The sequence below is a fragment of the Planctomycetia bacterium genome (genome assembly GCA_016795155.1).
In the GTDB taxonomy this organism is placed as follows: domain Bacteria; phylum Planctomycetota; class Planctomycetia; order Gemmatales; family HRBIN36; genus JAEUIE01.
The window spans coordinates 1-25304 of record JAEUIE010000046.1 but is presented as its reverse complement, the minus strand read 5'-3'; the positions used below and the strand labels follow the sequence as shown (position 1 = coordinate 25304).

Annotated in this window: 26 protein-coding genes; 7 read left to right on the top strand and 19 right to left on the bottom strand. The window is 51.1% G+C overall.

The features are described from left to right. Positions 1-127 precede the first annotated feature (127 nt). Positions 128-1297, top strand: coding sequence for a DUF2817 domain-containing protein (locus JNJ77_16475; protein ID MBL8824183.1), 1170 nt, complete (start codon positions 128-130; stop codon positions 1295-1297). Here the strand turns inward: JNJ77_16475 and JNJ77_16470 are convergent. The 3 genes from JNJ77_16470 to JNJ77_16460 are packed head-to-tail and all read right to left on the bottom strand — an operon-like array spanning position 1239 to position 5379. Further along, positions 1239-1829: an isochorismatase family protein gene (locus JNJ77_16470; GenBank protein MBL8824182.1), complete on the bottom strand. Its 591-nt coding sequence runs from the start codon at positions 1827-1829 to the stop codon at positions 1239-1241. The two genes, JNJ77_16475 and JNJ77_16470, sit on opposite strands and share 59 nt — an antisense overlap. A gap of 13 nt (positions 1830-1842) precedes the next feature. Then, the gene (locus JNJ77_16465) at positions 1843-4140 is read right to left on the bottom strand and encodes a transglutaminase domain-containing protein (protein MBL8824181.1); all 2298 of its coding nucleotides are present in this window, start codon (positions 4138-4140) and stop codon (positions 1843-1845) included. Positions 4141-4191: 51 nt separating this feature from the next. Beyond that, positions 4192-5379 carry an aldose 1-epimerase family protein gene (locus tag JNJ77_16460; protein ID MBL8824180.1) on the bottom strand — a complete coding sequence of 396 codons (1188 nt, stop codon included), beginning with the start codon at positions 5377-5379 and terminating at the stop codon, positions 4192-4194. Positions 5380-5508: 129 nt separating this feature from the next. Between JNJ77_16460 and JNJ77_16455 the strand changes: the two genes are divergently transcribed. Further along, on the top strand, positions 5509-5994 hold the full coding sequence (locus JNJ77_16455) for an asparaginase (GenBank protein MBL8824179.1): 486 nt from the start codon (positions 5509-5511) through the stop codon (positions 5992-5994). Between the two features lies 1 nt (position 5995). On the opposite strand, the gene JNJ77_16450 is transcribed toward JNJ77_16455, so the two are convergent. Genes JNJ77_16450 through coaD form a run of 5 tightly spaced genes read right to left on the bottom strand, consistent with a single transcriptional unit; the run spans position 5996 to position 9028 of the window. Beyond that, positions 5996-6391, bottom strand: a complete 396-nt coding sequence (locus JNJ77_16450) for a hypothetical protein (protein MBL8824178.1) — start codon at positions 6389-6391, stop codon at positions 5996-5998. 22 nt (positions 6392-6413) lie between these two features. Beyond that, a complete protein-coding gene (locus JNJ77_16445; GenBank protein ID MBL8824177.1) occupies positions 6414-7154 on the bottom strand; it encodes an SDR family oxidoreductase in 741 nt (246 codons plus the stop codon). Between the two features lie 9 nt (positions 7155-7163). Then, entirely contained in the window at positions 7164-8042 is an 879-nt protein-coding gene (locus tag JNJ77_16440; GenBank protein MBL8824176.1) for an ATP phosphoribosyltransferase, read from the bottom strand. Between the two features lie 52 nt (positions 8043-8094). Continuing rightward, the gene (hisI, locus tag JNJ77_16435; protein MBL8824175.1) at positions 8095-8481 is read right to left on the bottom strand and encodes a phosphoribosyl-AMP cyclohydrolase; all 387 of its coding nucleotides are present in this window, start codon (positions 8479-8481) and stop codon (positions 8095-8097) included. 40 nt (positions 8482-8521) lie between these two features. Next, positions 8522-9028 (bottom strand): pantetheine-phosphate adenylyltransferase, encoded by a 507-nt coding sequence (coaD, locus tag JNJ77_16430; GenBank protein MBL8824174.1) that lies wholly within the window; start codon positions 9026-9028, stop codon positions 8522-8524. A gap of 206 nt (positions 9029-9234) precedes the next feature. On the opposite strand from coaD, the gene JNJ77_16425 reads away from it, so the two are divergent. Together JNJ77_16425 and JNJ77_16420 are read left to right on the top strand one after the other, a co-directional pair. Beyond that, complete coding sequence (locus JNJ77_16425; GenBank protein ID MBL8824173.1) at positions 9235-9732, top strand: Hsp20/alpha crystallin family protein; 498 nt, start codon at positions 9235-9237, stop codon at positions 9730-9732. Continuing rightward, entirely contained in the window at positions 9729-10124 is a 396-nt protein-coding gene (locus JNJ77_16420) for an Hsp20/alpha crystallin family protein (protein MBL8824172.1), read from the top strand. The genes JNJ77_16425 and JNJ77_16420 overlap by 4 nt, the downstream gene beginning before the upstream one ends. A gap of 13 nt (positions 10125-10137) precedes the next feature. Here the strand turns inward: JNJ77_16420 and JNJ77_16415 are convergent, their stop codons facing one another. The 3 genes from JNJ77_16415 to JNJ77_16405 form a co-directional block, all read right to left on the bottom strand. Next, on the bottom strand, positions 10138-10365 hold the full coding sequence (locus tag JNJ77_16415) for a hypothetical protein (GenBank protein ID MBL8824171.1): 228 nt from the start codon (positions 10363-10365) through the stop codon (positions 10138-10140). Between the two features lie 191 nt (positions 10366-10556). Then, on the bottom strand, positions 10557-11963 hold the full coding sequence (locus JNJ77_16410) for an alpha/beta hydrolase (GenBank protein MBL8824170.1): 1407 nt from the start codon (positions 11961-11963) through the stop codon (positions 10557-10559). Between the two features lie 232 nt (positions 11964-12195). Next, on the bottom strand, positions 12196-12615 hold the full coding sequence (locus tag JNJ77_16405; protein ID MBL8824169.1) for a M67 family metallopeptidase: 420 nt from the start codon (positions 12613-12615) through the stop codon (positions 12196-12198). Positions 12616-12666: 51 nt separating this feature from the next. Between JNJ77_16405 and JNJ77_16400 the strand changes: the two genes are divergently transcribed. From JNJ77_16400 to JNJ77_16390, 3 genes are all read left to right on the top strand, one after another. Continuing rightward, a complete protein-coding gene (locus JNJ77_16400; GenBank protein ID MBL8824168.1) occupies positions 12667-13905 on the top strand; it encodes an argininosuccinate synthase in 1239 nt (412 codons plus the stop codon). Between the two features lie 253 nt (positions 13906-14158). Next, positions 14159-15496: a DUF418 domain-containing protein gene (locus tag JNJ77_16395; GenBank protein MBL8824167.1), complete on the top strand. Its 1338-nt coding sequence runs from the start codon at positions 14159-14161 to the stop codon at positions 15494-15496. A gap of 124 nt (positions 15497-15620) precedes the next feature. Continuing rightward, complete coding sequence (locus JNJ77_16390) at positions 15621-16103, top strand: ankyrin repeat domain-containing protein (protein ID MBL8824166.1); 483 nt, start codon at positions 15621-15623, stop codon at positions 16101-16103. A 27-nt stretch (positions 16104-16130) separates the two neighbouring features. Here the strand turns inward: JNJ77_16390 and JNJ77_16385 are convergent, their stop codons facing one another. The 8 genes from JNJ77_16385 to JNJ77_16350 form a co-directional block, all read right to left on the bottom strand. After that, positions 16131-16991 carry a glycosyltransferase family 2 protein gene (locus JNJ77_16385; protein MBL8824165.1) on the bottom strand — a complete coding sequence of 287 codons (861 nt, stop codon included), beginning with the start codon at positions 16989-16991 and terminating at the stop codon, positions 16131-16133. 5 nt (positions 16992-16996) lie between these two features. After that, the gene (locus tag JNJ77_16380; GenBank protein MBL8824164.1) at positions 16997-18703 is read right to left on the bottom strand and encodes a hypothetical protein; all 1707 of its coding nucleotides are present in this window, start codon (positions 18701-18703) and stop codon (positions 16997-16999) included. Positions 18704-18843: 140 nt separating this feature from the next. Continuing rightward, positions 18844-19962, bottom strand: coding sequence for a glycosyltransferase (locus tag JNJ77_16375; protein MBL8824163.1), 1119 nt, complete (start codon positions 19960-19962; stop codon positions 18844-18846). A 2-nt stretch (positions 19963-19964) separates the two neighbouring features. Then, complete coding sequence (locus JNJ77_16370) at positions 19965-21482, bottom strand: hypothetical protein (GenBank protein ID MBL8824162.1); 1518 nt, start codon at positions 21480-21482, stop codon at positions 19965-19967. Further along, positions 21479-22609, bottom strand: coding sequence for a glycosyltransferase family 4 protein (locus JNJ77_16365; GenBank protein MBL8824161.1), 1131 nt, complete (start codon positions 22607-22609; stop codon positions 21479-21481). The genes JNJ77_16370 and JNJ77_16365 overlap by 4 nt, the downstream gene beginning before the upstream one ends. Continuing rightward, positions 22600-23772: a glycosyltransferase gene (locus JNJ77_16360; GenBank protein MBL8824160.1), complete on the bottom strand. Its 1173-nt coding sequence runs from the start codon at positions 23770-23772 to the stop codon at positions 22600-22602. Before JNJ77_16360 ends, JNJ77_16365 begins: the two co-directional genes overlap by 10 nt. Positions 23773-23800: 28 nt before the next feature. Then, entirely contained in the window at positions 23801-24961 is a 1161-nt protein-coding gene (locus JNJ77_16355; protein MBL8824159.1) for a glycosyltransferase, read from the bottom strand. After that, a complete protein-coding gene (locus tag JNJ77_16350) occupies positions 24962-25285 on the bottom strand; it encodes a hypothetical protein (protein MBL8824158.1) in 324 nt (107 codons plus the stop codon). It lies immediately after the preceding gene. Positions 25286-25304: the final 19 nt, after the last annotated feature.

Below are 25304 nucleotides of genomic sequence, written 5' to 3'. Positions count from 1 at the left end.
TGTAACGAGGAATGATGATGGGAAGATAGTTAAAAAGCAACAGGATTTCATGCATTGTGGGGTTCTTTGGTTTAAGCTGGAGGGTACAAGACTCATTCTTCCAGTTAAATATACTGGGGCTGATGTCATGCACATGCTTCGCCATAAACCTGCTTCAGCTCTGAAAGTGCACTTATTCCCCTCCGGTTATGCGGAGGCTCGCGAACGATTTCTTGAAGCTGCTCATCATGCTCATTGTGATGTGGAAAGCTGGCCTCTTCAGGCACCGGGCCCCAGGCAGACTGAATTAAACATCGATGTTGCCCGCTGGGGAAATCCGCATGCTGCGAATTGGTTGATCGTTTCTTCGGGTTTGCACGGCACTGAGGGGCCGTTCGGCTCAGCAGTGCAACTGGAACTGCTGAATCGACTGGCTTCAAAGAAACCGGACCCCCATCAGGGTATTCTTTTCCTCCATGCGCTTAACCCATTTGGCTACGCCTGGGTTCGTCGGGCCAATGAAGATAATATCGATCTAAATCGCAATTTCCTGCTTCCCGGTGAGAAGTACCAGGGGTCTCATCCACTGTTTCGATATGTCTACCAGACTTTCAATCCGCATCGTCCACGCAGAATCTATCACAATTTCTACCTTGAGGCATGGTGGCTGATCAGCCGATACAGCAAAGCGGCATTGCAAGCCAGTCTACCGGTGGGTCAGTATGAGTTTCCCGAAGGTCTCTTTTTTGGGGGTAAAGCACCTTCTCAAACGCTGACTCACCTGCAGTGGAAAACTGCAGTAGTGGTGCCCGGTGCACGAAATATCGTTCATCTCGATTTCCATACAGGTCTTGGCAAATGGGCCTCGGGACGCCTGTTGATTGATTCCCAAGTTGGTGATGATGACTATCAGTGGTGGAACGCCTGGGCTCCACGCGACATGGTGGAACCAGTTACTTCACAATCAACAGCTTACCTTGCCAGGGGAACGATAGGTCCCTGGATGAAACAGATCATTTTCCCGCAGGCCAACTATCGATATGCTGCTGCTGAGTTCGGTACCTATGGAGGCGTGCGTGTGCTGCGTTCGCTGGTGGAAGAACTTCGATCACACTACGCACTTGATCCCGACGACAAACGATATCAGGCAGCCAAGAAATTGGTTCAGGAAACCTTCATTCCACCTTCGTTCGCATGGCGAAACAGTGTATTGCATCAAGGCGTAGCACTTTGTGAAAATGCTTATCGAGCGTTGCCGGTCAATGATTTACAGCGTTTGCAGCAAGGTGTTTCATCCGTTCCTGCACAAGCTTACTGATTGTCTTGAATTCCGGTGTACCCGCTGCACCAACCAATTCAAAAGCCAGTGCTTCCACGGTGGTCAGAACCACACCTGCCTGTTCCATGCGCCTTAACCCGGTGTGATGATCCAGTGGATATCGGCACGAAACGGCGTCGACAGGCAGGAATACTTCAAAGCCATGAGTTAACAGATCGAGAGCGGTTTGCTGAACGCATACATGTGTTTCGATGCCAATCAAAATCAGCTTGGGTCGAACTTCCTTCTTGAAAAACTGGACTACTTCCGGGTTGCCACAGCAACTGAAACTGAGCTTGTCTGGCTTGGGACCAGACAGCTTGCTGGCCACACTGCTAATGGTTCCACCAAGCCCCTTGGGATACTGCTCCGTCGCCAGGATGGGAATGTTGACGGCCTGGGCAGCATCGATCATGAACAGGATATCGCGTTCCACCGCTTCGTTCCGGATCACCATGTGGAACAGTTTTTCCTGAACGTCAATGACCAGCAGTCCTGTATCTGCCGATGAAACGAGATGCGGATGTGCCATGCGATGGAAAACCTCAGGTGGATTTCAGACAGGTTTGCAGAGTTTTCAACTGGTCGTTGAGAGAACTTGAATCAGCGCTGTTCAATGACTGGCCACCAAACCTTACCGCATAATACGGAGGTACAAGTGCAGCAGGAATGCTGGCAATGGAATCGGCAACTTTGGCCTGCTGCAGTTTCGCTTGCACTACCGAAGCAAATTCTGATGGAGTCTGATGTTTAGATTTTGTCCATCCCTGCGATTGTGCCCAACTGAGGAATCGGGCATAAAAGGGAATGATGACCTCTGCGTGATTCAGTCTGTTCAACTTCCGTTGTTTCCGGATTCTCCGCCAGCGTTGCAGTAGCCAGACCAGGCCAGCCATGCACAGAACCAGTCCCACTAATAGCAGAATGGTTTGCGGGGTGGAAAGTGATGTCCACCAGGCATACAGCTTTCCCAGTGGGGTGTTCTGCAATTGCGACATCAGCTTGTTGCGTTGTGCCTGCCCGGCAAAATCAAGAATGAAGAACTCCCAGAGAAACCTCGCAAAAGTGATGGGGGTGGTGAATGAATCATCGTTGTGTCGTGCTGTGGAAAATGGGGTAGCATCCAGAACCTGCCAGCGAAGCTGGGTAGTGCCATCGGCTAGCCTTTCTTCTCCCACGAGCGCTTCTACCCAGGCGTGTGCGTGATATTGCCTGATGGTATAAAAACCGCCGAGATCATTCCACTCCGCTCCGCGGTAGCCAATGACTATACGGGCAGGAACGCCGATAGTTCTCAACATGATGACGAGTGCCGAAGCGTAACGCTCACAATGCCCTTCCTTGACGTTGAACAGAAAATCTTCCGTCGGATCGATCTGCGTATCCTGTTTCTTTCGATCCAGTGAATACTGATAAGGTGGTGATGCCAGGAATTTTTCCAGTGCCAATGCCTTGTCACGATCGGGCGAAGTTGAAGTCAGGTTGGCTTTCTTCAAAACGTCCAGACTCAGTGTGGCTATTTTCCCGGTCTCAGCAACCCGAGCCGGAATTTTCTTGAGGATTTTCAGATAATTAAAGTAATCGGTTGGAAGATCACGAATGGTTTGTAACCACTCGGTAGCGTTTAATTTGCCAGTATAGTCGTGTGTCAAAGAAAGTGTGGGAATTTTCTGGCCACTGCTGAGCCAGAATAACCCTTCAAAAAGGTTGATATTTATTGGCGTGGGCATTCTGCCAATGGGAGTCATACTGAATTGTCGCGCGATGTTGCGGTTGGTGACTGGTGGATCGGCAAGGTAAAGAGGAATGGTGTATTCCGAGGATAATCGAGAGCGGCGTGGTTTTCCGAGTTCCTGCACCTGAGCCACATCAATATCAAACTCCATCCGGGTAATTCCGGGTTGGAGTTGGGGCGGCGTGGAAGGTATCTGCTGTGGAATGACCGAGGAGGCAGGAAAAGGAGCCCAGATTTTGGTGTTGTCGTTGAACACGCACAGTGTTGAGCCTCGCAACCTGATGCCTTCCGGCAATGCGACCGGGCCACTGGTATTGCGGGCCCACACACGCATCACCTTTTCATCACTGGTTTCCACGGTTCCTTCTGCATTGAGATCGATTTTGGAGGTGGCTCCGGTTTCACTGCCATCCAAACCCTGCAGCAGGCTGGCTTCAATTCCACCTCGTGGTAGGCAGAAGAAAATAATCACGGTCAGCACGAAGCACAGTAAAAACCATCCCAGAGGCTGCAGCGAGAACCACTGCACTTCCTGCGCCGTCTTCTGGTTGGAGACCGAAGATTGTGAAAGCAGTTCCACCTGCTGGCGAATGTAAAAAAGCCGAAACGCCCAGGCCAAACTGGCCAGGTACATGAGCATCAACACAGGGAACAGTGGCGCGTCGCGGTCGAGCCTGCTGCTCATCGCCAGTACGCTGGCCAGGATCACCTGCACCAGACCGAGCAGTTGTAAAAGCCACTGATCGCTGATGGTCTTGGGACGAAACAGTTTTGCCAGCAGCAGCGAGCAGAGAATAGGTCCGGTGCGTGCCACCAGCGTTCTGATGGTGTCCATATCGTCGAGACTTTCGATATTTCGATCTGCGTTGATTACCAGCCAGATAAAACTACCCAGAAGAACCACGGTCGCGAGGATATTGGAAACCATGATCGAAAGGCTGAATTTGCCTTCTGCCCAATAGGCACAACCCAGTGCCAGGAACATGATCGGGTAAAATACTGCCGTTTCAGGCAATTGCTGCCCCAACTCCGCATAGCCCAGGCAAGCTACGCTCAACATCAGGGTCACATACAGGCTCATCAACTGCCTGTCGATCAAAGTGGACATAAGGATAACCAGTATGAAACTGCCAGGTGATATGTCTCAACTAGTGTACTCTTATTTTCCTTCAATGCCACTCCAAACAGGATCAGGCTGCCTGCAGACTTGAGGCAATTCCGTTCCCTGCAGTCTGGCGACATCGCTGAGCAATCGCTCAACGCCTACCTTGTTGTTTTCCAACTCGAAAGTCAGGCTCGCAATCCATTTCGCACCTGCGGCCAGCTTCACCAGCCGGTGGTGTTTCCGTTCGACTCCTTTGAAATTCGGAAAGCCAGTGGCTGGCTCAAGACCCGTAACATAACCATCCTGTATTGATGCTGTGTTCTTCCAGGCAATGAACCAGGGCAGTTCTCTGGTGTTGAACCGGACAGCGCAGGCACTGTTCAGGTCGGCGGCATGAAGAACTGCCAGTGTCTCACCTTTTTCATCTGCCTTGGGTTGATAGTAATTGACAAGTTCCGATTGGCCCGTTGTTGGGCCAGCATAAGATTCGAAGTTTTCGATCTGCGCTGCTGCAACAGCATCGCGAGGCGTAATTTTCGCAGCAGGCACTTTCAATCTGCTGCCTGCACCCAGGAGTGGCGGGCCGAAATTGCAGTGATAAAGCATCTGCATTTCCGTTTCCCGGCTGGAACGATTCTCCACCATATCCTGAATCGTAAAACGGTTACTTCCAGGTGTGGTACTCAGAATAGTCGTCAGGTGAAGTTGGTCTCCAAACAGGCTGGATTCCTGTACTCTTCCTACAACTTCAATGGTGTAAGGCGGAGTCTGTTGCACTCTCACCCCAACAAAGTGTGCCGGCGTGTTGGCAATACGGCCATGCAGCGTGATGAATTTTCCCAGGTCATCACCAGGCGGGCCGTTGAATGCCAGACCGCACCGGACAATCCATTCATCAAAACCATCGAGCCAGCCAAGCCCGCCACGATCTTCCAGATGTACCCATTGCGGATGCACCGGCCCATGAATGGGGGCATCCCAGCCCAGTCGTATCGATTGATACTGGCCCCGCCAGATGCTCATGCCTCGTGTAGGCAGGATGCTCAATTGCAAAGCGCCGTTATCAAGTTCAATCAGGTCCACACCATGCCGTTTGCCGCCCTGCAACGTTCGCTTGCTCAGTTTCCACGGTGTGACCGGATGATGTCCAGGCAGTTGCTGTGAAGTCAGGCTCCAGTTATCCATCCACTTGTCGGCATGCACGGTATCGGTCAGTACATATTGCACAGTATCAGAAGACATGTTGAATAACTCCGGGGATGAATTCACTGTTGATACGCTAGTGCAGGGAAGATTGCAAGCAACTAATGCAGACTTTCTAGACAGGTTTCAGTTTAACTACAATACGCGATATCATTCTGGAAATTGAACATGAGTTTGCGCATCTTGATCACCGGCGGTACCTTTGACAAGTATTACGATGCCATCCGGGGTGAACTGACTTTTCGTGAAAGCCATCTTCCTGCCATTCTGAAGCAGGCTCGCGTCACACTGCCCATCATTATCGAAGTGTGCCTGCTCAAAGACAGCCTGCACATGAACGATGAAGACCGCCAGCGCATCCTTAAAGCGTGTCAAAATGCGCCGGAAGAAGCAGTAGTAGTGGTGCATGGCACCGATACGATGGTGGAGACAGCCAAGCTTCTGGGAGAGGCTCAACTGGCCAAGACCATCATCATGACAGGCGCCATGGTGCCTTACGCCATCACTGAATCGGATTCTTTATTCAACCTGGGTTTTGCCCTGGCTGCTGCTCAATGTGCATGTCATGGCGTATACGTTGCCATGAATGGGCAAGTCTGGCCTTGGAATCAAGTGCGTAAGAACAGGCAGTTAGGTCTATTTGAGAGCCTATAGGCTATTTCACATCCTGTGCCAGCTTATCAATGGTCTCCTTCGATAACTTCCATTTGCCTGTCTTGTCTTTCACCAGTTTCAGCTCCTCGGTTTTCAGAATGATGTAGGGATTTGCAGTATGGTTCAACTGAATCGTGACCTGTCCCTTTACGATAGCGTTGTCCCCACCGGGTGCAGCGGGTTGCCAGCCATTGACTGGTTCGAGTGTGGCGTTTACGAGAGTCTTCCAGGCTTCCGGCTTCGTCAGGCTGTCCGATACGCCCCATAATGATTCCAGAATGCTGGTTCCATCCTGCTCGATCTGTACAGTGAGCAGGGTCTGTCCTGGTGCAACAAAACAGCCGGTGCTGAAGTAGCAAATGAAGCCAAGGACGAGGGACTGGTAGAGTTGTTTCATCAATAGATAATCCGCAAGAGAATTACGCATAGGGTTGTACTGTCGGAGTGATGATCATCTCCGGCACCGAGACACCCGGCCTGAGGTTGGCAACATACAGCACCGCCTCGGCAACATCTTCAGGCTTCAGAATGATAGCACGTCGTTCGTCACTCACCGGGTTGGGCCGTTGCTCAAGGATTGGCGTATCAACTTCACCGGGGCAGATGGCTGTCGTGCGAATGCCATTCTCCGCTTCTTCCAGGCCAATAGCATGGCTGAGCGCGGTCATGCCAAATTTGGCTGCTGCGTAGGCTGTGCCTCCCAGCTTGTTTGCCCGTTTGCCCGAGACAGATGAGATATTGATGATGTGCCCCTGGCGATGTTGCAGCATGCCAGGAAGCACGGCTCGGGAGAACAGAAATGCCGAATCCAGGTTCCCCTGAATCGTCTGTTGCCAGCCTTCCAGTGAGAGATTGCGAATGTAGCGTTCCTTGATATTCATACCGGCATTGTTGATCAGGATGTCAATTCGTCCAAACGTCTTGATCACCTGGAAAACCGTGTTTTCCACTTGAGCATGTTGCGTAGCATCGCAGACTACTACGAGTAGTTTTCCGCCAGCCAGCTGGTTGGTTTCTTCCAGCTTTTCGAGATTTCGGCCGGCGATTGCTACCTGAGCGCCTTCACGGGATAATGTACACGCAATAGCCCGGCCAATGCCACTGCCACCGCCGGTGATGAGTACGACTTTTCCCTTAATGCGATTTTCCAAGTGAGCCATTGGTGTTCCCTAGTCAATAATTTTGTTCAGTGGGTATTCCACCAGTCCACGGGCACCGGCAGCTTTCAATTTAGGTATCAGAGTTCGAACGGTTGTTTCTTCGAGGATAGTATTGACGTCTACCCAAGTGGGGTCAGCCAGCGAGGAAATCGTAGGTGTTTGCAGGGCAGGGAGCAGTTGCAACACTGCTTCAAGGTCTTTCCGCATGACGTTCATCATCAGTCCCACTTTACCTTCTGCTGCCATGGCTCCTTGCAGAAGCATAACGACATCAAGGATTTTCTGTTTCCGCCAGGGATCGCGGCGGGCATCCTTGTTGGCAATGAAACGAGTAGTCGATTGCAGAAGTTCTGCTACTACACGCAGATTATTGGCTTTGAGGGAACTGCCTGTCTCAGTGACATCGACAATGGCATCGGCCAGGCGAGGTGGTTTGACCTCGGTGGCACCCCAACTGAATTCTACATCAGCTTCCACGCCATGCTGTGCCAGAAATCGGCGAGTCAAATGGACCACTTCGGTGGCAATCCGTTTGCCTTGAAGATCCTGAACCGTCTGCACCGGTGAATCATTCGGAACGGCGAGTACCCAGCGAACGGGCCTGCGGCTGATTTTGCTGTAAGTGAGTTCAGCGATCTCTTCAACATCAGCGCCGGTTTCCAGCACCCAATCGTGGCCTGTCAAACCACAATCGAGCGCCCCATTTTCGACATAGCGTGCCATCTCCTGTGCCCGCAGCAGCGTACACTGAATTTCCGGATCGTCGATGGAAGGATAGTAGCTGCGGCTGGGGAAATTGATCTTAAACCCCGCTTTGGCAAAAAGCTCAGCGGTGGCCTGCTGCAAACTTCCCGCTGGCAGTCCCAACTTGAGTATCTGACTCGACATTGATAATTCTCTTTCCTCTTCTGATTGCTAATAGCTGACAGCTGTCAGCTTTCTACTTATGATACACCTGTTTCGGGTCAAACAGCCTCTCACCCAGGGTGGCATGCACATGCCCGTCCGTATTCAGTTTTCTGAAGAAACAACTCGCATATCCCTCGTGGCAGGCTGCACCGCCGATCTGTTCCACTTTCAGCAGGATCGTGTCAGCATCGCAGTCGATCAGGATGTCTTTAACCTGTTGCACGTTCCCTGATTCTTCTCCCTTTCGCCAGAGTTTGTTTCGGCTTCGGCTAAAGTAGACGGCACGTCTCGTTTTGAGTGTTTCCTGAAAGGCTTCTTCATTCATCCAGGCTAACATCAGCACTTGGCCAGATTCGTGATCCTGTGCAATCACCGGCACGAGTCCACCTGACTTGGCAAAATCCACTTCGGTTTTCATTATCGATTTCACTCCACTTTTGGCCTGTCTCAAAGAGAAATTAACTCTCAGGCGAGTTCGCTAATTTGGTGCGAACCAGCGGGACTACTTCGGCAGGAAGGAATTTGCTCAGGTCTCCGCCGAAGGAGACGATTTGACGAATCAACGTACTGCTCAGGTGGGTGTATTGCACATGGGAAAGGAGAAAAATGGTCTGAATATGGGGGTCGAGTGTCTGATTCGTCAGCGACATGCTGAATTCATAATCCATATCCGTTACTGTCCGTAACCCACGGATCATGACCATGCTGCCTTCATTCCTCACGAAGCGAACAGCCAGGGTGTCGAACGGCTTTATCTCAACATTGGTAAACGTTCGGGTGGCCAGTTGCAGCATCTGAACCCTGTCATCAATGGAAAAAAGAGGTTTTTTGACAGGATTGACGCCAACCCCAACTACGAGTTTTGGAAACAATTGGCTGGCACGGCGGATAACATCAACATGCCCCAGGTGCACTGGGTCGAACATGCCGGGATACACTGCAATTTGGGCAAATTCGTTTGCCATGTTCAATCTCAACCAGAAGCCGGGAACTTGACTGTCAATTTGACGGTTCAGCCATTCCGCCATTCTATGAATTCAGGATTGTCCTTATTATGAATTTGTAAACGATGAAAAGTAAATGACTTATGGCTAATAATCAAATAGTTGATGCGTATGGTCTGCTAATTGCAATTACTCATTCGTGGAAGTCTGTGTAGCAGGTGTACGCAATGAAACTATGGGTTTGGCGTCCGGGAATGGATGCGATGGATGATCTGCAAAGGCAGATGAACCGATTGATGGATTGGACGCTTAACGTGGTGGAGCAACATTTCTCCCCCAGTTGGCAACCTTTACCCAGTTGCAATATCTACGAAACAGAGACCGAATATCAGTTCCTGATGCCCATGCCAGGCGTTCATGTCAACGATCTCGATATCCAGGTGACTGGAAGTCAATTGACCATTAAAGGCGAACGCAAACGCCCAGAATTAATTCACGATGAGCAGTACCGTCGGCAGGAACGATGGATGGGTCGCTGGGTGCGTTCGATACCACTTCCTGAACGTGCGGATGCTGAACAAATTCAGGCCAATCTGGAACATGGCGTATTGCTGCTGCACATTCCAAAATTGCCTGAAAGGCAAGCACGTCATGTAAGAGTGGCAGTGAGGAAAAATGATCAGCCAGAGGCTGTTCTGCCAGCGGTTGAAAGGAGTCCATCATGAGCGAACCCATTCAACAGGCAGATGCAGTGCAGCAGTCTGTGCGTGAACCACGCCATGTCTACACACCGGCACTCGACATTTATGAAACTGAGGATGGACTGGTTCTGGAAGCTGATTTGCCCAGCGTGAAGCCCGAAAATCTGGAAATACGTGTCCAGGATAATGTGTTGCATCTGTTTGGCAAAGTAACCTGGCCGGTATCAGCCACTGCTCGTCTGATTCATGAAGAGATTCGCGAGGAAGATTTCTATCGTTCCTTTATCCTTAGCGATGAAGTGGATACGGAGCAGATTACTGCTGACTTCAGCGACGGAGTATTGAAACTGACGTTGCCTAAAGCGCCAAAGACCAAGCCGCGGAAAATTGAAGTTCGAACAGGGAAATCGGCTTAGCAGTCAGATGTGATTAATTCCGTTCAGCAAGCTGAGACCTGTTTTGAATCACTTCCTGGTCGAGAGGCGGCCATTGTCGAGCAATGCCTTCATCTTCAATTTTTCGCAAGGTATATTCGGTTACATGGAAACGCTTTGTCACATGCTGACGTGATTCGCCAACACTCACACCATTATCCTGAGCGCTGACAAGTGCCTGGAAAATGGCACGTCGTTCCGTCACGGTGATTCGCTTTGACATGCATGATCCTCCGGTTGATCAACCCCGTTGGGTACAAACCATCCAGGGGCAACAGGGTAGAGGATTATACGCCTGTCCAAGTGGCGAAAGAAAATCTTGTTTTCGAAAACGCCTCAAAGGCGGAAACTCGCTTCGAGGCATGGTGATTGAACGTATTCAGTACCTGTATTAACAGTATGGCATGAGAGTTGTCACTTTACAGAAATAATCCATTTCGCAATGAACTCCAACACTTCAGGACTCATGGTTTCTTCTATCTTCCCGTATTCCGTAGGTGAGCCTGTTTTGCAGGTCTGAAACAGATGATTCAACTGGGGAAATGCTTTGATGACATGTTGATGATTCCCGGCATTTTCCAGTGCGTGCCTGATAGCTTCCAGATTTTCTTTGTAAGGCACCTGCAGATCGAGTTCGCCATTGATAGCCAGCACCGGGCATTTGACTTTGGCTAGTGCCGGCCTTGGATCGTATTCAATAAATGTTTTGAACCAGGGCTTGGCAAAACTGGCTAACTGCAACTCGGCTTGTGACAAGGTTCCTTTCTTAGCCAGTTCGTTTTTGACATCTTCAGGCAGCTTATGAATTTCTTCCTTCAGTGCCTGCTGCAGTTTCTTCACAACCTGGGAACTCGCTGGTTCTGCTTTTACGATGGCAAAGAGTTTTTTCTGCACACCTTCATTGAATGCAACCTGTTCAGGCTTGGCCCCCTCCACCTGGGCAATGAGTTTGCCTTGCAGATAGAGAATATCTTCGCCAGGCAGACCAGGCCCCGCGAGCAGAACGATAAAAGCGATATCACCCAATTCGCTGGCCACCATGGGGGCAATCAAGCCGCCCTCACTGTGGCCCAGCAATCCGATTCGGTGAGGATTAATTTCCTTGCGTGATCGGAGATACTGCACTCCAGCCTTAACGTCTTCTGCGAAATCAAAACTGCTGGCGCTGGCAAAATCTCCCTTCGATTTTGCCGTTCCACGATCATCAACGCGGAGTACAGCTATGCCCTTTCTTGTCAAATAATCAGCCAGCACCAGAAAGGGCTTATGTCCCAACAGGCTTTCATCTCGATCCTGCGGCCCTGAGCCGGAGATGAACAAGACAACCGGAAACGGCCCGCTTCCCTTAGGCAACGTCAGCGTGCCAGCCAGCTTGATGTTCGCTTTGGTATTATCGTAAGTGACATCTTCCGAAGTGTACGGGAAAGGTGGTTTAGGCTCCTGAGGTCTGTTGAGTTTGGTAAGTGACTTCACCTTTTTCAGCGTGAGTGGCATCTTCATCAATCCCTGCATGAAGTCGCCTGCCAGTTCCGTTCCTTGTTCGTTCAACTTTCCCGTGTAGCTGGCTCCAACCTTAGGAATGCTGAATTTCAGCAGGCTATCTTTGAATGTTGCTTTCGGAATCTCCATCGCTGCATTTCCCTGATCAACGCTGATCATGGTACCTGAAAGCTTGCCCTCAGCATCAGCTTTCAACGTTAGCCCCATTCTCATTTCGATGGCGCCAAGGGTGATCTTGCCTTCCCAATGGCCGACCACGGGAGATTCAGTAGGGGAAGATTGAACCGGTACAGAGATACCAGCCAGGACAGCCAGCGACATGAACAGGTAAGCACACATGGGAAACTCCCAAGATATTTAGATAATCATCTAAATATATATTCGTGCCTCGGTGTCAACCATTTGTTTCTTTTTTCTAAAATGAATCATAAGAGGTTATTATCATGGACTATCAACAACTCTTTGGCCTGCTGGCATTCGCCCTGTTTGGCATCCTGATGCTGTGGGGTGCCTTCAAAAACACGGGCAGTGGTTGAGGCCCACGCGGGTGCAGCTAAGCGGTCGCTTGCTGAACAACCACCGATGCAGGCATCACTCCATCTGGATTGATCCACCAGCCTTGCAGGTTGGGTTCTTTTTCTTTGAGCGAAAGAATCAGGCAAACCACATCACTGCTGTAATGGTCTGCTTTGTCATATTGACTCGGTATCGGATCGCTAGTGGGATGCGAATGCACGATGGCCAGCACTTCGAGGTTAAGTTCCCGTCGTTTCTTTTCTGCACGCAACATGCTCATTGCTTCTGTCAGAAACCTGGTCGGGCTTTGTAGCTCATTCACCAATGCAATGTAATGTGTTGCCTGACCATCAGTTTGCCCCAGCAACATGCCAACGCATTCATGAGGCAACTCGCTTCGGGCATGTTCTACCATTTCATCGAAAATCATTGCTGGAATCTGCAGCGTCATGACCATAAGATACGCTGCGCGACACTTTTGTCGTTAGTTCTTCTGTGAGCTCCAACCATGGCACGTGGCAAAGTCGTACTCGCTTATTCTGGTGGCCTGGATACCTCCGTCATGGTTCCCTGGCTGCAGGAAAAATACAACCTGGATGTGGTGACCTTCACGGTCGACCTGGGGCAGGGGGACGACCTGGAAGCCATCAAGAAGAAAGCCCTCAAGACCGGCGCGATTGCTGCAGAAGCGATGGATGCCCGGAACCTCTTTGTCGATTGTTTTGTCTGGCCATCACTCATGGCTGGTGCTCTGTACGAAGGCAAATATCCGTTAGCGACAGCTTTGGGCAGGCCCCTCATCGCCAAACTCATGGTGGACACTGCCAAGGAACACGGTGCGGTGGCAGTAGCACATGGCTGTACAGGCAAAGGCAATGACCAGGTTCGTTTTGATGTCACGTTTCAGACACTGGCGCCACAGCTCAAGATCATTGCCCCTGTTCGTGAATGGAAAATGACCCGCGATGAAGAGATCGAGTACGCCAAGGCCCACAACATCCCTGTCTTCGCCACAGCAGAGAACCCCTACAGCGTGGATGAAAACATCTTTGGCCGCAGCGTGGAAGCAGGGGTTCTCGAAGACCCTTATTTCGAACCACCCGAAGAGGCTTTCCAGTGGACGACCGACCCACGCAAGGCTCCCAATGAACCCGAGTACATCGAAATTGATTTCGAACATGGAAAACCCACCGCGTTAAATAGCGTTAAACTCGATGCGGTGCCCCTGCTCGAATCGCTCAACAAAACCGGTGGCAAGCACGGCGTAGGCCGCATTGATCACATCGAAAACCGCCTCGTCGGCATCAAGTCACGCGAAATCTACGAAGCCCCTGCAGCGGTGATCCTGCACCTGGCCCATCGGGAACTGGAAACGCTGTGTCTGTCCAAGCCGAGCATGCGTTTCAAAGCGATGGTAGCTAATGAATATGCTGATTTGATTTACAATGGTCTGTGGTTTAGCGCACATCATCAGGACTTGGCTGCCTATGTCGCCAGCAGCCAGCGTTATGTCACAGGCCGCGTGCGGGTGAAGCTGTTCAAAGGCAATGTCAGTATCGCAGGCCGCAAGAGCGAATTCTCCCTTTACAGCAAGCACCTGGCCACTTACGAGAAGGGCGATCAGTTTGATCATGAAGCAGCCAAGGGCTTCATCCGCCTGTGGGGCTTGAGCCAGCAGACTCAGGCTCAGACACAGTTGCTGACGGGTAATAAGGGGTTCAATTTGCCGGGGGTGTTGACGGAGTAGACAACAAGTGCAGTTGATAACTCAGTGAAATCAGGAGCGGCGCAGCGTTAACTCGCCGTCCAGGCTGCGAGACGATTGCCAGTGCTACCGGCGCATTTACGTCGCGCTTAATGTTTTGAAACTTCTCCACGACTTCCGAAGTACCAAACACAGTGCCTCGCTTTCTCGTTGACACTGAGAATATTGCCGTCTTTAATACGAATACTACTCAATGTCACCTCCAACACTTCTTCCACGATGATGTTTACAACTTATGAATGAATTACCGACAGAAAATTCAGTCACCACCGTACTCGCTCCCGTCGCTGAACCCCAGCGGCTTAAGATTATTGATGCCCTACGTGGCGTGGCATTGCTCGGCATTCTGCTGATGAATATCCCCGGCTTTTCCATGGCCCAGTATTCATCCGAGGCATATCGAAGCGATCCAACTAATGTCAACTTCTGGGTGTCTGCTGTCATCTCGGTCTTTTTTGAAGGCAAGATGCGGGCGCTTTTCGGAATGATCTTCGGTGCAGGCATTGTGCTCTTTGTCACCAAAAAAGAGCAGGCAGGCAAACCTGTGACAGGCCTCTTCTATCGCAGGATGTTCTGGCTGCTTCTCTTCGGCCTCATTCATGCTCATGTAATCTTGTGGATTGGCGATATCCTCTATCTCTATGCCATCTGCGGAATGATTGTTTATCTGTTCCGCAATGTGAAGCCCATCTACCTGGTTTTGGGCGTGCCCCTGGTGGCAATCTGCGATTTTACCGCAGGGACTTTGTTCTATCAGCACATTCGCGAACAGCGGATTGCCTACGTGGATGCCACCGCTGCTGTTGCTGCTAACAAACCACTGTCAGAAGCACAGCAGGGAGCATTGAAAGAGTGGCGTGAACTGGAAAAGACGATGATTCCCAATCGCCAGGACGCTAAAGACAACACGCAGAAAATGAAATCCGATTACGCTACCGTTGGCAGTTACCTTAGGCCTCTTGCCTTGATGTTCGAGACCAAGTTTCTCGTCATTGAGGTGTGGGATTCGATTGCTTTGATGTTGCTGGGCATTGCACTTTACCGCTGGGGATTTCTGACAGGCCAGTGGTCGAATCGAAGCTATTGGAAAACCATGCTCATTGGATACGGCATCGGCCTGCCTCTGGTGAGCTACAGCTTCTATCACCATTTTCTTCATAACCCGACGATGGAAGTATCGCTTCAACGCATGGAGCAGGTACCCATTGAATGGGTCAATCTGATTTATCCCTTCCAGCGCATCCTCTTAGTACTAGCTCACGCCTCAGCACTCATTCTGCTCTACAAGGCCAACGTTTTCCCGCGACTGTTCCGTTCCCTCATTGCAGTGGGACAAATGGCATTCACCAATTACATCATGCATTCGGTTATCTGCACGCTGTTCTTCTTCGGCTACGGTTTGAATTACTACGGCGAACTGCAGTATTACCAGATTTACTTTGTGGCCTTCGCCATCTGGATACTCCAACTGATTCTCAGCCCCATCTGGCTCCACTATTTCCTATTCGGCCCACTGGAATGGCTGTGGCGGAGTTTAACGTATTGGAAGATACAGCCGTTCAGACGAGTATAGATCTGTTAAGAAAGATTCGTAGTTCAACTTGCCTGGAGTGCGAAGTATGCCATATCCTTTTCCTTAGAAGCTTTCAGAGGTGAATCGAATGGCACAGCCTGGTCGACCCAGAAATCATGATCCGATGGCTGACAAGATCAGACAGGCCATTCAGTATTCGTCACCAGATGAAGCCATTTCGTTGATTCAGCAAAGTGAAGTTGACCTTCTAGATGGAGAAGAGCAAACGCCATTAATTCATGCCTCAATACATGGAAAACTTGATATTCTCAGTTGGCTTATAAATCATGGAGCAGCAATTGACCACCAGGATAGAAATGGTTTGACTGCATTACACCTTGCTATTCAATCGAAGCAGTTCGCTATAGCGTCTGAATTGTTGAAGCATCGGGCTAATATTGCACTTAAAGATAAGTTTGGCAACGCACCATTGTGGAGGGCTGTGTTTGATGCTCGCGGCAAGTATGATTTTGTCACATTGCTTCTTCAGAACGGTGCAAGGCCTGAAGATAAGAATAACAACAACAAGTCGCCGATGGACTTAGCAACTACATTTGGCGATCAGGTATTGGTTCAAATACTTCAAAATCATTCTTCGAACTGTTAAGTTGAGCAGTTTGTTTGAGCTCCGGGACTACTTCGTCTTCAGCCCTATCTCATACATCTTCGCCCGTACCTGGAAAATGTACTGTGCCCGGATGCGGCTCGCGATCCAACCTCGGCGGCCTTCGAGGAAGCCTAGTTTGAAGATGTAGTGGTACAGGAACCAGAGGGTGGGTTCAAAAGGAACTCTCAGTGCGACATACTTCAGCCAGCGACGGCGTTCCTGCGAATTGCCAAACAGCTTGGGCTTAACGGTTTCCTCCCCCCATTGGCCTTTCTTGAGAAACCGCGTCCGCACCTGGGCTTCCCAGGTTGAATAACGGTTGTGCCTGTCGATGTAGGCATGCAGGCTTTTGAAATCTTCGTGAATCAGCGGAGTTTTGAGTGAGCCAATTGTGCCGTTCACTATTAGTCGTTCGTGCACTTCCATGTCAAAGCCACTGTCTGCTTCGGCGAGTATCTTTTCAAACCGGGCTGAACCAGTCTTGAAGAGCAACACTGCCTGGAAGGAGAACCCACCGAACGTAAGCCGTTTGCCGAGGAAGTGAAAACCTTTGGTAATCAGGAAAGCGGTTGACGCTGTTGGTGAGGCAATCGCCTGTTGTATTTCAGTCCACAATCCTGCAGGCATCACTTCATCGGCATCGAGGAGTAGCACCCAGGCAGTAGTGATTTGCAGTGTTTCAATCGCCCATTGCCGTTTTTTTGGATGCCCGCCTTGGTAATGGAACTGGACCAGTTCCGCACCTGCATCTTTTACGATTTGCGGCGTAGCATCGGTGCTGCTTGAATCGATCACTACCACTCGTTCAGCCTGCTTTAGCGAAGCGAGGCACTTGGGCAGGTTGACCGCTTCGTTCTTGACAGCCAGGATGACAGTGATGGGCAACATGTCAATCAGCCTGGCTTGGTGACCAGATAGGGGCCGAGCAGCACCGCATCGAGTTCACTCTTCTTGAGCGTATCGATGGCGATTTCGGGTGTGCCTACAATGGGCGAGCCATGCAGGTTGAAACTGGTGTTCAGCAATCCGCCTACTCCGGTCTTGGCTTTGAAAGCCCGGATCAGGTCGCGATAGCTGGGGTTGAGCTCATTCACCAGTTGCGGCCGAATTGTCTGGTCAAACGGGTGTGTGCCTGCGACCAGATCATTGAAACCTTCGGGTGTGGTGTCGAAAGCTTCGATCATGTAGTAAGCCCACTTGCTGAGGTTCTTGATGTAGCGTGGGCCATCTTCTTCCAGAACCGACGCAGCAAAGGGCATCCAGAAGTCGCGTTGCTTGATCGCAAAGTTGAGTTTGCGGATCACTTTCAAATCACGGGCATCTGCCAGTAGGCTCCGATTGCCCAAGGCACGTGGGCCGACTTCCTCGCGGCCATTAAACCGGCCGATGATCTTGCCTTCTGTCAACAGTTGTGCCGCTTCATCTGCGACGTTGTTCAGCTTCTTCCAGGGTAAGCCAGAGTTTTCTGCTGCCTTGCCACATTCATCATCGGTGAAGCCTATGCCCATGTACATGTCTTTGGGCAGGTTCATGGTTGGCTCTACGCCACGCTGCTTGCAAAGATGAACATAGCCCAGCACCGCAGCGCCAATGGGTGTGCCACCATCATCGCTGGCAGGGAAAGTATACAGTGCTTCCACTTCAGGCAACTCGCGAATGAGTTTGTTGGCTTTCACATTGAGGAAAGCGCCGCCTGCGGTCGCAACTTTTGCCACGCCGGTTGCAGCGATGGAATTCTTGACCCATTTCAACATCATCTCTTCAAATACAAGCTGGCATCCTGCTGCAACATTATCGAAACGCCTGGCGTAGAGCCTCTTGGCATAGTAATCCTGAATGCCACCTGCAATGTGGCCGGTGTGATTGCGGAACTCAAGCCCCTCAACGCTGAAAGCTTTTCGCAACACATCCGCACAGGATTCGCTGTGCCCGTCGCCCACAAAATCGGGATCGCCATAGGGTGCCATGCCCATGAGCTTGTATTCGTGCTCGTAAGGCCGCATGCCCAGGTGGGAAGTGAGCGAAGAGTACATCCAGGCAGCGGGGCTGTTGTACTTGGGCGTTTGAGCAATGACGTTGATATCGAAGCCCTGAGCCTTGTTGACCGTGGCACACAGGCCATCACCAGCGCCATCCAGCGTGAGGACGGTGGCAGGGTCATCCCAGGGACGGAAATAATAAGCCGTGGCGGCATGCGAAAGATGATGATCGAAGGGCATCACCGTTTTCTGGCCCATGCCCATGCTTTCCAGGCAACTCATCAGTTCTTCGCGCTTGCGGACTTTCTCAAGCAACCAGCGACCAAACTGCGTGCCCAGGTGAGAACGGCCTGCCCACGAGAGGAAATTCAACACGCTGTAAACAGGCTTGTGGCCTCGCGTGGGGAAAGTCGTCCGCAACTTGCTACCCAGCGCAATCAGATCAACGTCTTTGGGATCAATGCCGGTCCGACGAAAAATTTCCTTGATGGATTGTTCGGGAATGCCTGCCCAGTTTTTGCTGTTGCGGCGCCGCTCTTCGGAAGAATGCAAGAGCAGCTTGCCGTCCTGAAGCAGGCAAGCTCCCGCATCGTGCCCATCGTGTATACCCAGCACCAGCATGAAGAACCCCAAGAACAAAAGAACGCCTTGCGGAACAGCCGAAGGCGTATGCAGGCCAATATGCCATTAATTATTGGATTATGAATGCACTGACAAACGCCTAGTGTGAAAGCAGTTCCTTTATGGCCCCTTCAAGGTATTTAGCTGGTTTTCGCAATCTTTCGATAGAGTTCCACCAATGGAATAATCAGCTTATCCCAGTTTAGCTGTCGCTGTGCATAGAGCTTAGCTGTTTTCCTCATCTGCTTGCATCGCATTGGATCCGATAACAACTGCTGGATAGCGTTGGCATAGTCTGTCACCGTTCGAGGCACCACCATAGCAGCGCCAGCCTGGGCTGCATCACGCAGGCTGCTACCTTCTGTCGCCAGTACTGCACCGCCCACTGCAAAGGCTTCCGTACCAGTAACAGAATTGCATTCGTAATGTGATGTCAGCCCGACCAGATCAGCTTCCTCCAGCAGGCTGAAACGATCATTGCCATAGATGGCACCGGCAAAGATTACCCACGGTGCAATGCCAAGCGATGACACTAATTGTCTCAGCTTAGACTCTTCACCAAAGTCAGGACCCACCAGCAGCACCATAGGCCGTTGTGATGGTTCTAACTGTGCAACAGCCTGTAAAGGTAACTCCAGGCCTTTGATTTCATCCAGACGGCCTAGGAACAGAAGCGTCTTCCGCCCAACTGTCTCTGGAAACTTTTCCGAAAGCAGTCCTTTTGGAAAATCGTCAGGAACCGTTCCCAGGCCGTTTTGTGCGATCACATATGGCCTGTCTTTCAGATAAGGCCTGGCGGTCACCATGCCCTGATGCTCTTCCTGCGAAAGCAGATGAAACCCTGCAGCACTGCCAATATTTCGTTCTTCACCCAGAAACGCAGATAACTTTTTGAGCCAGCCTCGCGTGTTCAGGCAAAAGGGATCGAGCATGCCTCGCGGCGTGTAGAGATACGGAACCTTCAGTCGCTGACAAATCCTGGCCGATTGACTGATGACGCCGTTCCACAAACTGTGAAGTTCCACCACATCAGCCTGCTGAATAGCTGCTTCCAGTCGCTTCTTGGATTCAGATGTAGGAATGGACCAGCGCGTGCGAATTTCAAGGGAAACATCAACCAGATCAGGCCCGCCCGCTGCTGCTAAGGTAACCTTTAATCCATGAACCCTTCGGAGCGCTGCTGCGAGTGCTGCAACACTGCGTGCCGGGCCACCCTGCTTGGGGTCGATATTGGGTACGACATGAAGTACACGCAACATGGCTAGAGAATCTTCCTCGGCCGGGGATCGCTGAAGTACAGACAAATCCACATGAAGCCGATCGGAAAAACTCCCATGTAGAACATTTCAGCTGTTCCACCTCGAACAATAATCGCTGCCCACACTGCCATCATACCACGCATGGTAAGCGACAACGGGTGCCCTGGACGCAGATTACTCAGCCTAAAATCGGCAAAGGCGCACGCAAGCCCCATGAGCGCACCCCAGATGAGCGCGCCCATGTACCCGAAATTTCCATAACCTTCCCCGGGCAAGCCGCACGCAATGGAAACCTGGGCCACATTGTATCCCATGATCTGGTTGGCCACATGCGTGAAGGGATAAGGCTTATCGAGCCAGAATCGTCGGGGTACCCAGCCGATTACGAGTGGAGCGAGCGATGCTCCATTCTGAAATGGCGCTTTGTCCGGAAAGCCCCCGATGACTACTTCGTAATCACGATAAATGGAGAATGCCATGAAGCTGGTCGTATCGGTCACGCTGACATTCTCTACATTGAACCGGACATCCTCATCATCGAGTTTGTTCCCCTGGCTGCGATTGGCAATCAGATACTGAAAACCAAAATAAACCAGGAACAGCAGTATCAGCGCAAGCAAAGGTCTTAATTGACGTAAACTCTTGTAGGTACCAGCATAAATCCACAAGGTGGTGAGCAGTGGCACCGATGACAAAAGAAACGAAGAGCGTGATCCACCGCTACCCTGATTCAGTCCAATGAAGGCACAGGCAATCAGCGTAAACCAGGACAAGGTTTTGGGAATGGCGAAGTGATACGGATTAGGCGACAGGATAAGGACTGTAGCAGCAGCGGCAGCCATGTAGCGGCCGTAACTGAGCAATGTTGCCAGCTGATTTCTGTTTTCGTCTGCAGTAATCAGCACCTCTTCCGTGTTAACCAGCAGCTCGCCACGAAGAACAAACAACAGCGATAGAAATGACCTGCCAGACGATGCAACTGCATAAATCATGAACAGCGAATAGAGGGCGATACCGACAAGCAGCAGACGATGTACCCAGCTGTAGTTGTTCGACATCAGGTAAAACGGTGGCTTCACCTTGGGCAAACCTGCAAAAGTTCGCAGCAGCCAGTAGCCCAGTTCAAAACCAATCACACAAAGCACCAGCGCCATGCCCGCTGTGAATCGTACATTCTCGTCAATATTTCGAACGGTTTCCGGTGCAAGAATCGGGTACGCAGTCATGAAGATCAGAATGCCCGCATGAAATCCCAGCCTCATATAGGTTGTGCCATACCGTTCCTTGAAATCAATGGCGAGAATGCAGATGATGGAGACGACCGTTGCCAGCATGGGCAACAACAGCGGAGCGACGGAGCCAAACGTCAGTGAACGGATTAAACCGATCAGCACCACCAGCGACATAAGGATGACACTGATCAGTCTGATATGAGGAATATCAGTCAGGATATCCCACCGACGGTTGGATGTTTTGCTGGCAATTAGCGGTGGCTTGGCGATGCCCGGATGTAACATCATGATGAAAACCTCATTTGGCCATCGCGCTGACCAGTTGCCAGAAAACAGGCCTGCAAGAGTCCTTCAGAATACCGTTTTTCGTCCCAGTTGCCGATCAGTTTTCTTGCCTGTTCACCCATTTCAGGCCAGTGCAGCCGAGACTTGAGGGCGGATGTTAAACCTGCAACCATGTCCTCTTGACTCAAGCCGTGTATCCAACCGGTTTCTTTAGTCACCAGATCGGGGCCACAGCCACAGCGATCTGATACCAGCACAGGCAACCCCGAAGCCATTGCTTCATTGACCACCAGGCCCCAGGGTTCACTCAAACTGGGCTGCCAATACAGGTCCAACTCGGCATAAAACCCTGGCATGTCATAATAACCAACAAAACCACGAAAGACTACAGGAGCGCCCACTTCTTGAGCAAGCTGCTGAAGTTCCTGTTCCAGCGGCCCACGACCTGCCAGTCGCCATTCCAGTTGCACATCAGGATGTTGCTTGGCCACTTGAGCCAATGTCTTCAAGGCTGCTGCCAGGTTTTTTTTGGGAATGAACCGGGCTGCAGTGCCAATGATAATCTTGCGGTTTTCTGGTACACTTCGAACAGGTATGTGAGCGTACAGATTATTGTCAACCACATCGTTGCCGGTGGTCAAACGGTCAGCACGAACTCCCAGCGAACGCAGGTACTCGGCCTGCGGTGCGCCGGCGACAAATCCTGCATCGACACCTTTCATCAACATTTTCTTGGGCAATTCCTTCACTATGGTGCGTGGAAAATCCCAGTGAACCGAGTCGGACACCATGACGATTCTGCAGCCCAGCCATTTCTTGATCAATACCAGCCACCAGGCAAACAGTCCGTACCAGCCGTTAAGCACCAGCACATCGATCTTGTGCTGTTTCACCAGTTTGCAGACAGTTCGAAATCGCTGATAATTGCTGATCGACTGAGCTTCTGGAAACAGGCACATCCATTCTGCTGGGCGGGGTTTGTCGCCCATCGTCCAGCCATAATCGAGTGAACCGTAATAAAACTCAACGGGGATGAGCGTGTGGCCAAGTGTTTGAAATCGTTGCCTGGCTGATTCCAGCACGGTGACCTGGTGGGGCGAGCAATGCTCATACAGAATCATTACTCGCATAGCTGCTTCAAACCTGATACGTGTCGATAAACCTGTGCACAGCGCCTGCCCTGATGCTGAGCAGAAAACCTCTCGATGACCCAGCGATGCGCCTGTGCAACGCGATGCTGGGTACTTTCCGGATTCAGCATCATCGTTTGTAACGCCAAGGCTACTTTATGGTAGTTTTCATCGGGTTCAACACTGTAGAAATCCCAGGGCTTTTCGCGTGGGAAAAAGATCGCATTCTCGTTGGTGATCAACGGATACTCCGCTTCGGTATATTCACCAGCTCCCTGCAAACCAACGACGGGGATGCGTGCCAGCATCGCTTCCGCCAGCATCAGGCAGAATGATTGATAACGGGCGAGAAGGATCACTGCATCTAGCGCTGCGTAGGCCGGAAGCACATTGGTCAATAAGCCGGGAAAATGAACACGATCTGCAAAGCCAAGCTGCCTGGCTTCGCTCTGCAATTGGTGTTTTAAAGGCCCATCTCCCACCAACACCGCATGCCAGTTTTCAGGTAAGAACTTGAGAACCTGAAAAATTTCCAAGAGTCCGCTGCCATCGCTGAACCGTGCCACCGCACCAAACAGTTTGGCATCCAGCGGCAAATTCAATTGCTGCCTGGCTGTCAATTTATCTGGCATCGTCTCAAAATCTTCAGGACAGATGCCATTATGCACCACATGTGTTTGCGCAGGCGACCTCCAGCCTATTCTGCCTACGGCTTTGCGTGCACCATGGGTAATCGCAATGCCTCCATGACTGAGCCAGCGACGGCACAAGGCCAGGCACTGGTCACGCGAGGCAATCGTGGAAAGATCAGGGCAGCCGTGAAAATGATCAATGCGTTTGGCCTTCAACCCCAGCGTGGCAAAGAACACCCAGTTGACAGGATCAATAAAGTGCATGACATCAAACTGCATCTGGCTGAACCATTTTCGGGTCTTACGCCATGCTGCAAAATCTTTCGATGAACTGGCTTCAAGGAAATGAACCGGAACCGGTACTCGATTCGCAACAGGGCCAGCTTGTCCGTAGGCAAACACCAGATGCGCTTCAATTTCTTCTTTTGGTAAGTGCGTAGCCAGCATCTCGGCGACGCGCAAAGCTCCGCCTGTTCGTGGATCGTCACGATAGGAAAGGAGCGCTACTTTGAGTCGTCGCGAAGGCTTCATGATGATGAATTATCAGATGCAATACAACTCATGATATGGTTTTCAACCTTTGCTCTAACGCCTGCCTCATCTGGCTCGCGCGCATCTCCCAGGTTTCGTGCTGGCTCGCTTTCCATCGGTCAGCTTCCAATCCATCCTGAAATTGTTGCTTCTGCAACTGCAGCACTCGATGCACAAAATCATCAGCATTCTGAATTACACGAACGAGAGGTTCCTTGGTCAGTAACTCAGCAAAGCCATCGGTCGCGAACATGGGTCGGCAAGCTGCCAGGTGTTCATAAAACCTGGTCGAGCTGCCTGAGTAGGTTGGTTCAATCTTGCGATAGGGTAATAAAGCCAGATCAAACGATTGTGCATAGCTGGCCAGTTGCGAGTAAGGCTTCGGGCCAAGGAATCGTACTCTCCCACCTTGCTGACGAAGCTGTTCACGTGCCTGCCGATGCGATTGATCCGGCACAGGCATCTCCGTGGAGCCTACCAAAACCCACGAGAAATCAGGTAGTTTGCGAACAGCATCCTGCAGAAATAGCCAATCTGTATTCTTGGCCAGGTTGCCTATGATGCCAATGACAGGCCGAGGCAAATCTGCAATGTCTGCAGGTAGCGACATAGGTTGCAATAGCGGTTCAGGCAGTACATTACTCGCACGAGTCGCCATCGGAGAAATAGTGATATTCTCAGCCGGGCATTGGGCACGTTCCATCAGATATTCTTTGCCTCTTTCGGAAACCGGGCATACCAGGTCGGCCCGTTGACACATACGGCGATCATAATAATTCACATAGGCAGGATCTTCTCCCCAGGCGTAGTACAGATCGCTCATGTAATACACCACAGGGCCTTTCCAAAGTTCTGCCACTGCAGCGTAATGAGGCGATGCACAAAGCAACACGCTTTCAGTTTCTGACTTGGTAACTGCTCGCAGATGCTGGATGATTCTTTCTTCTTCTCGAAAGAGAATCCTGATGGGCCATTTGGCGAAGCCACGCTGCAATGGAAAATGATGCAGGGTGAGCTGTGGATCAGCGTGATTCTCTGTCGTCCGTTGGTTTGATAAACAGGCAGTCCAGCTTATTTCCGGAATCCAGCCTGTAAGTGGCGTTTGACACGACAGGGCATGTGCCAGTTCCTTCACCCAAATGGCTCGGGCATCGAGAACGTGCCACAGTTGTGATGTCCGTTCCGCCATTTATGCACCTGTTCGCAGTTTGCGTCCCTGCGTCCAGATACCACACATGATCGAGAAACAGACCAACAATGCAGCAGCATTGGACCAGTGAAACAGCGATGCTTGCCGATAGTCAAGCAACAGCAAAGGAAGCAGTCCGCCGAGCATCCCTGCCATCGTCATGGTAAACAACTGGGGAGGCAAGTGTCCCAGATATTCCAGTGCCAGTGGCACCAGTATGGCTGCTACGGAATGTGCCAGGATTAGTGCCAGCGCCACGCCGGCAGCACCCTGGCCGGGAACCAGAAACCAGGCAGACAGTAATGCTACCACAATCCATGCCATGTGAATGAACATGATGACT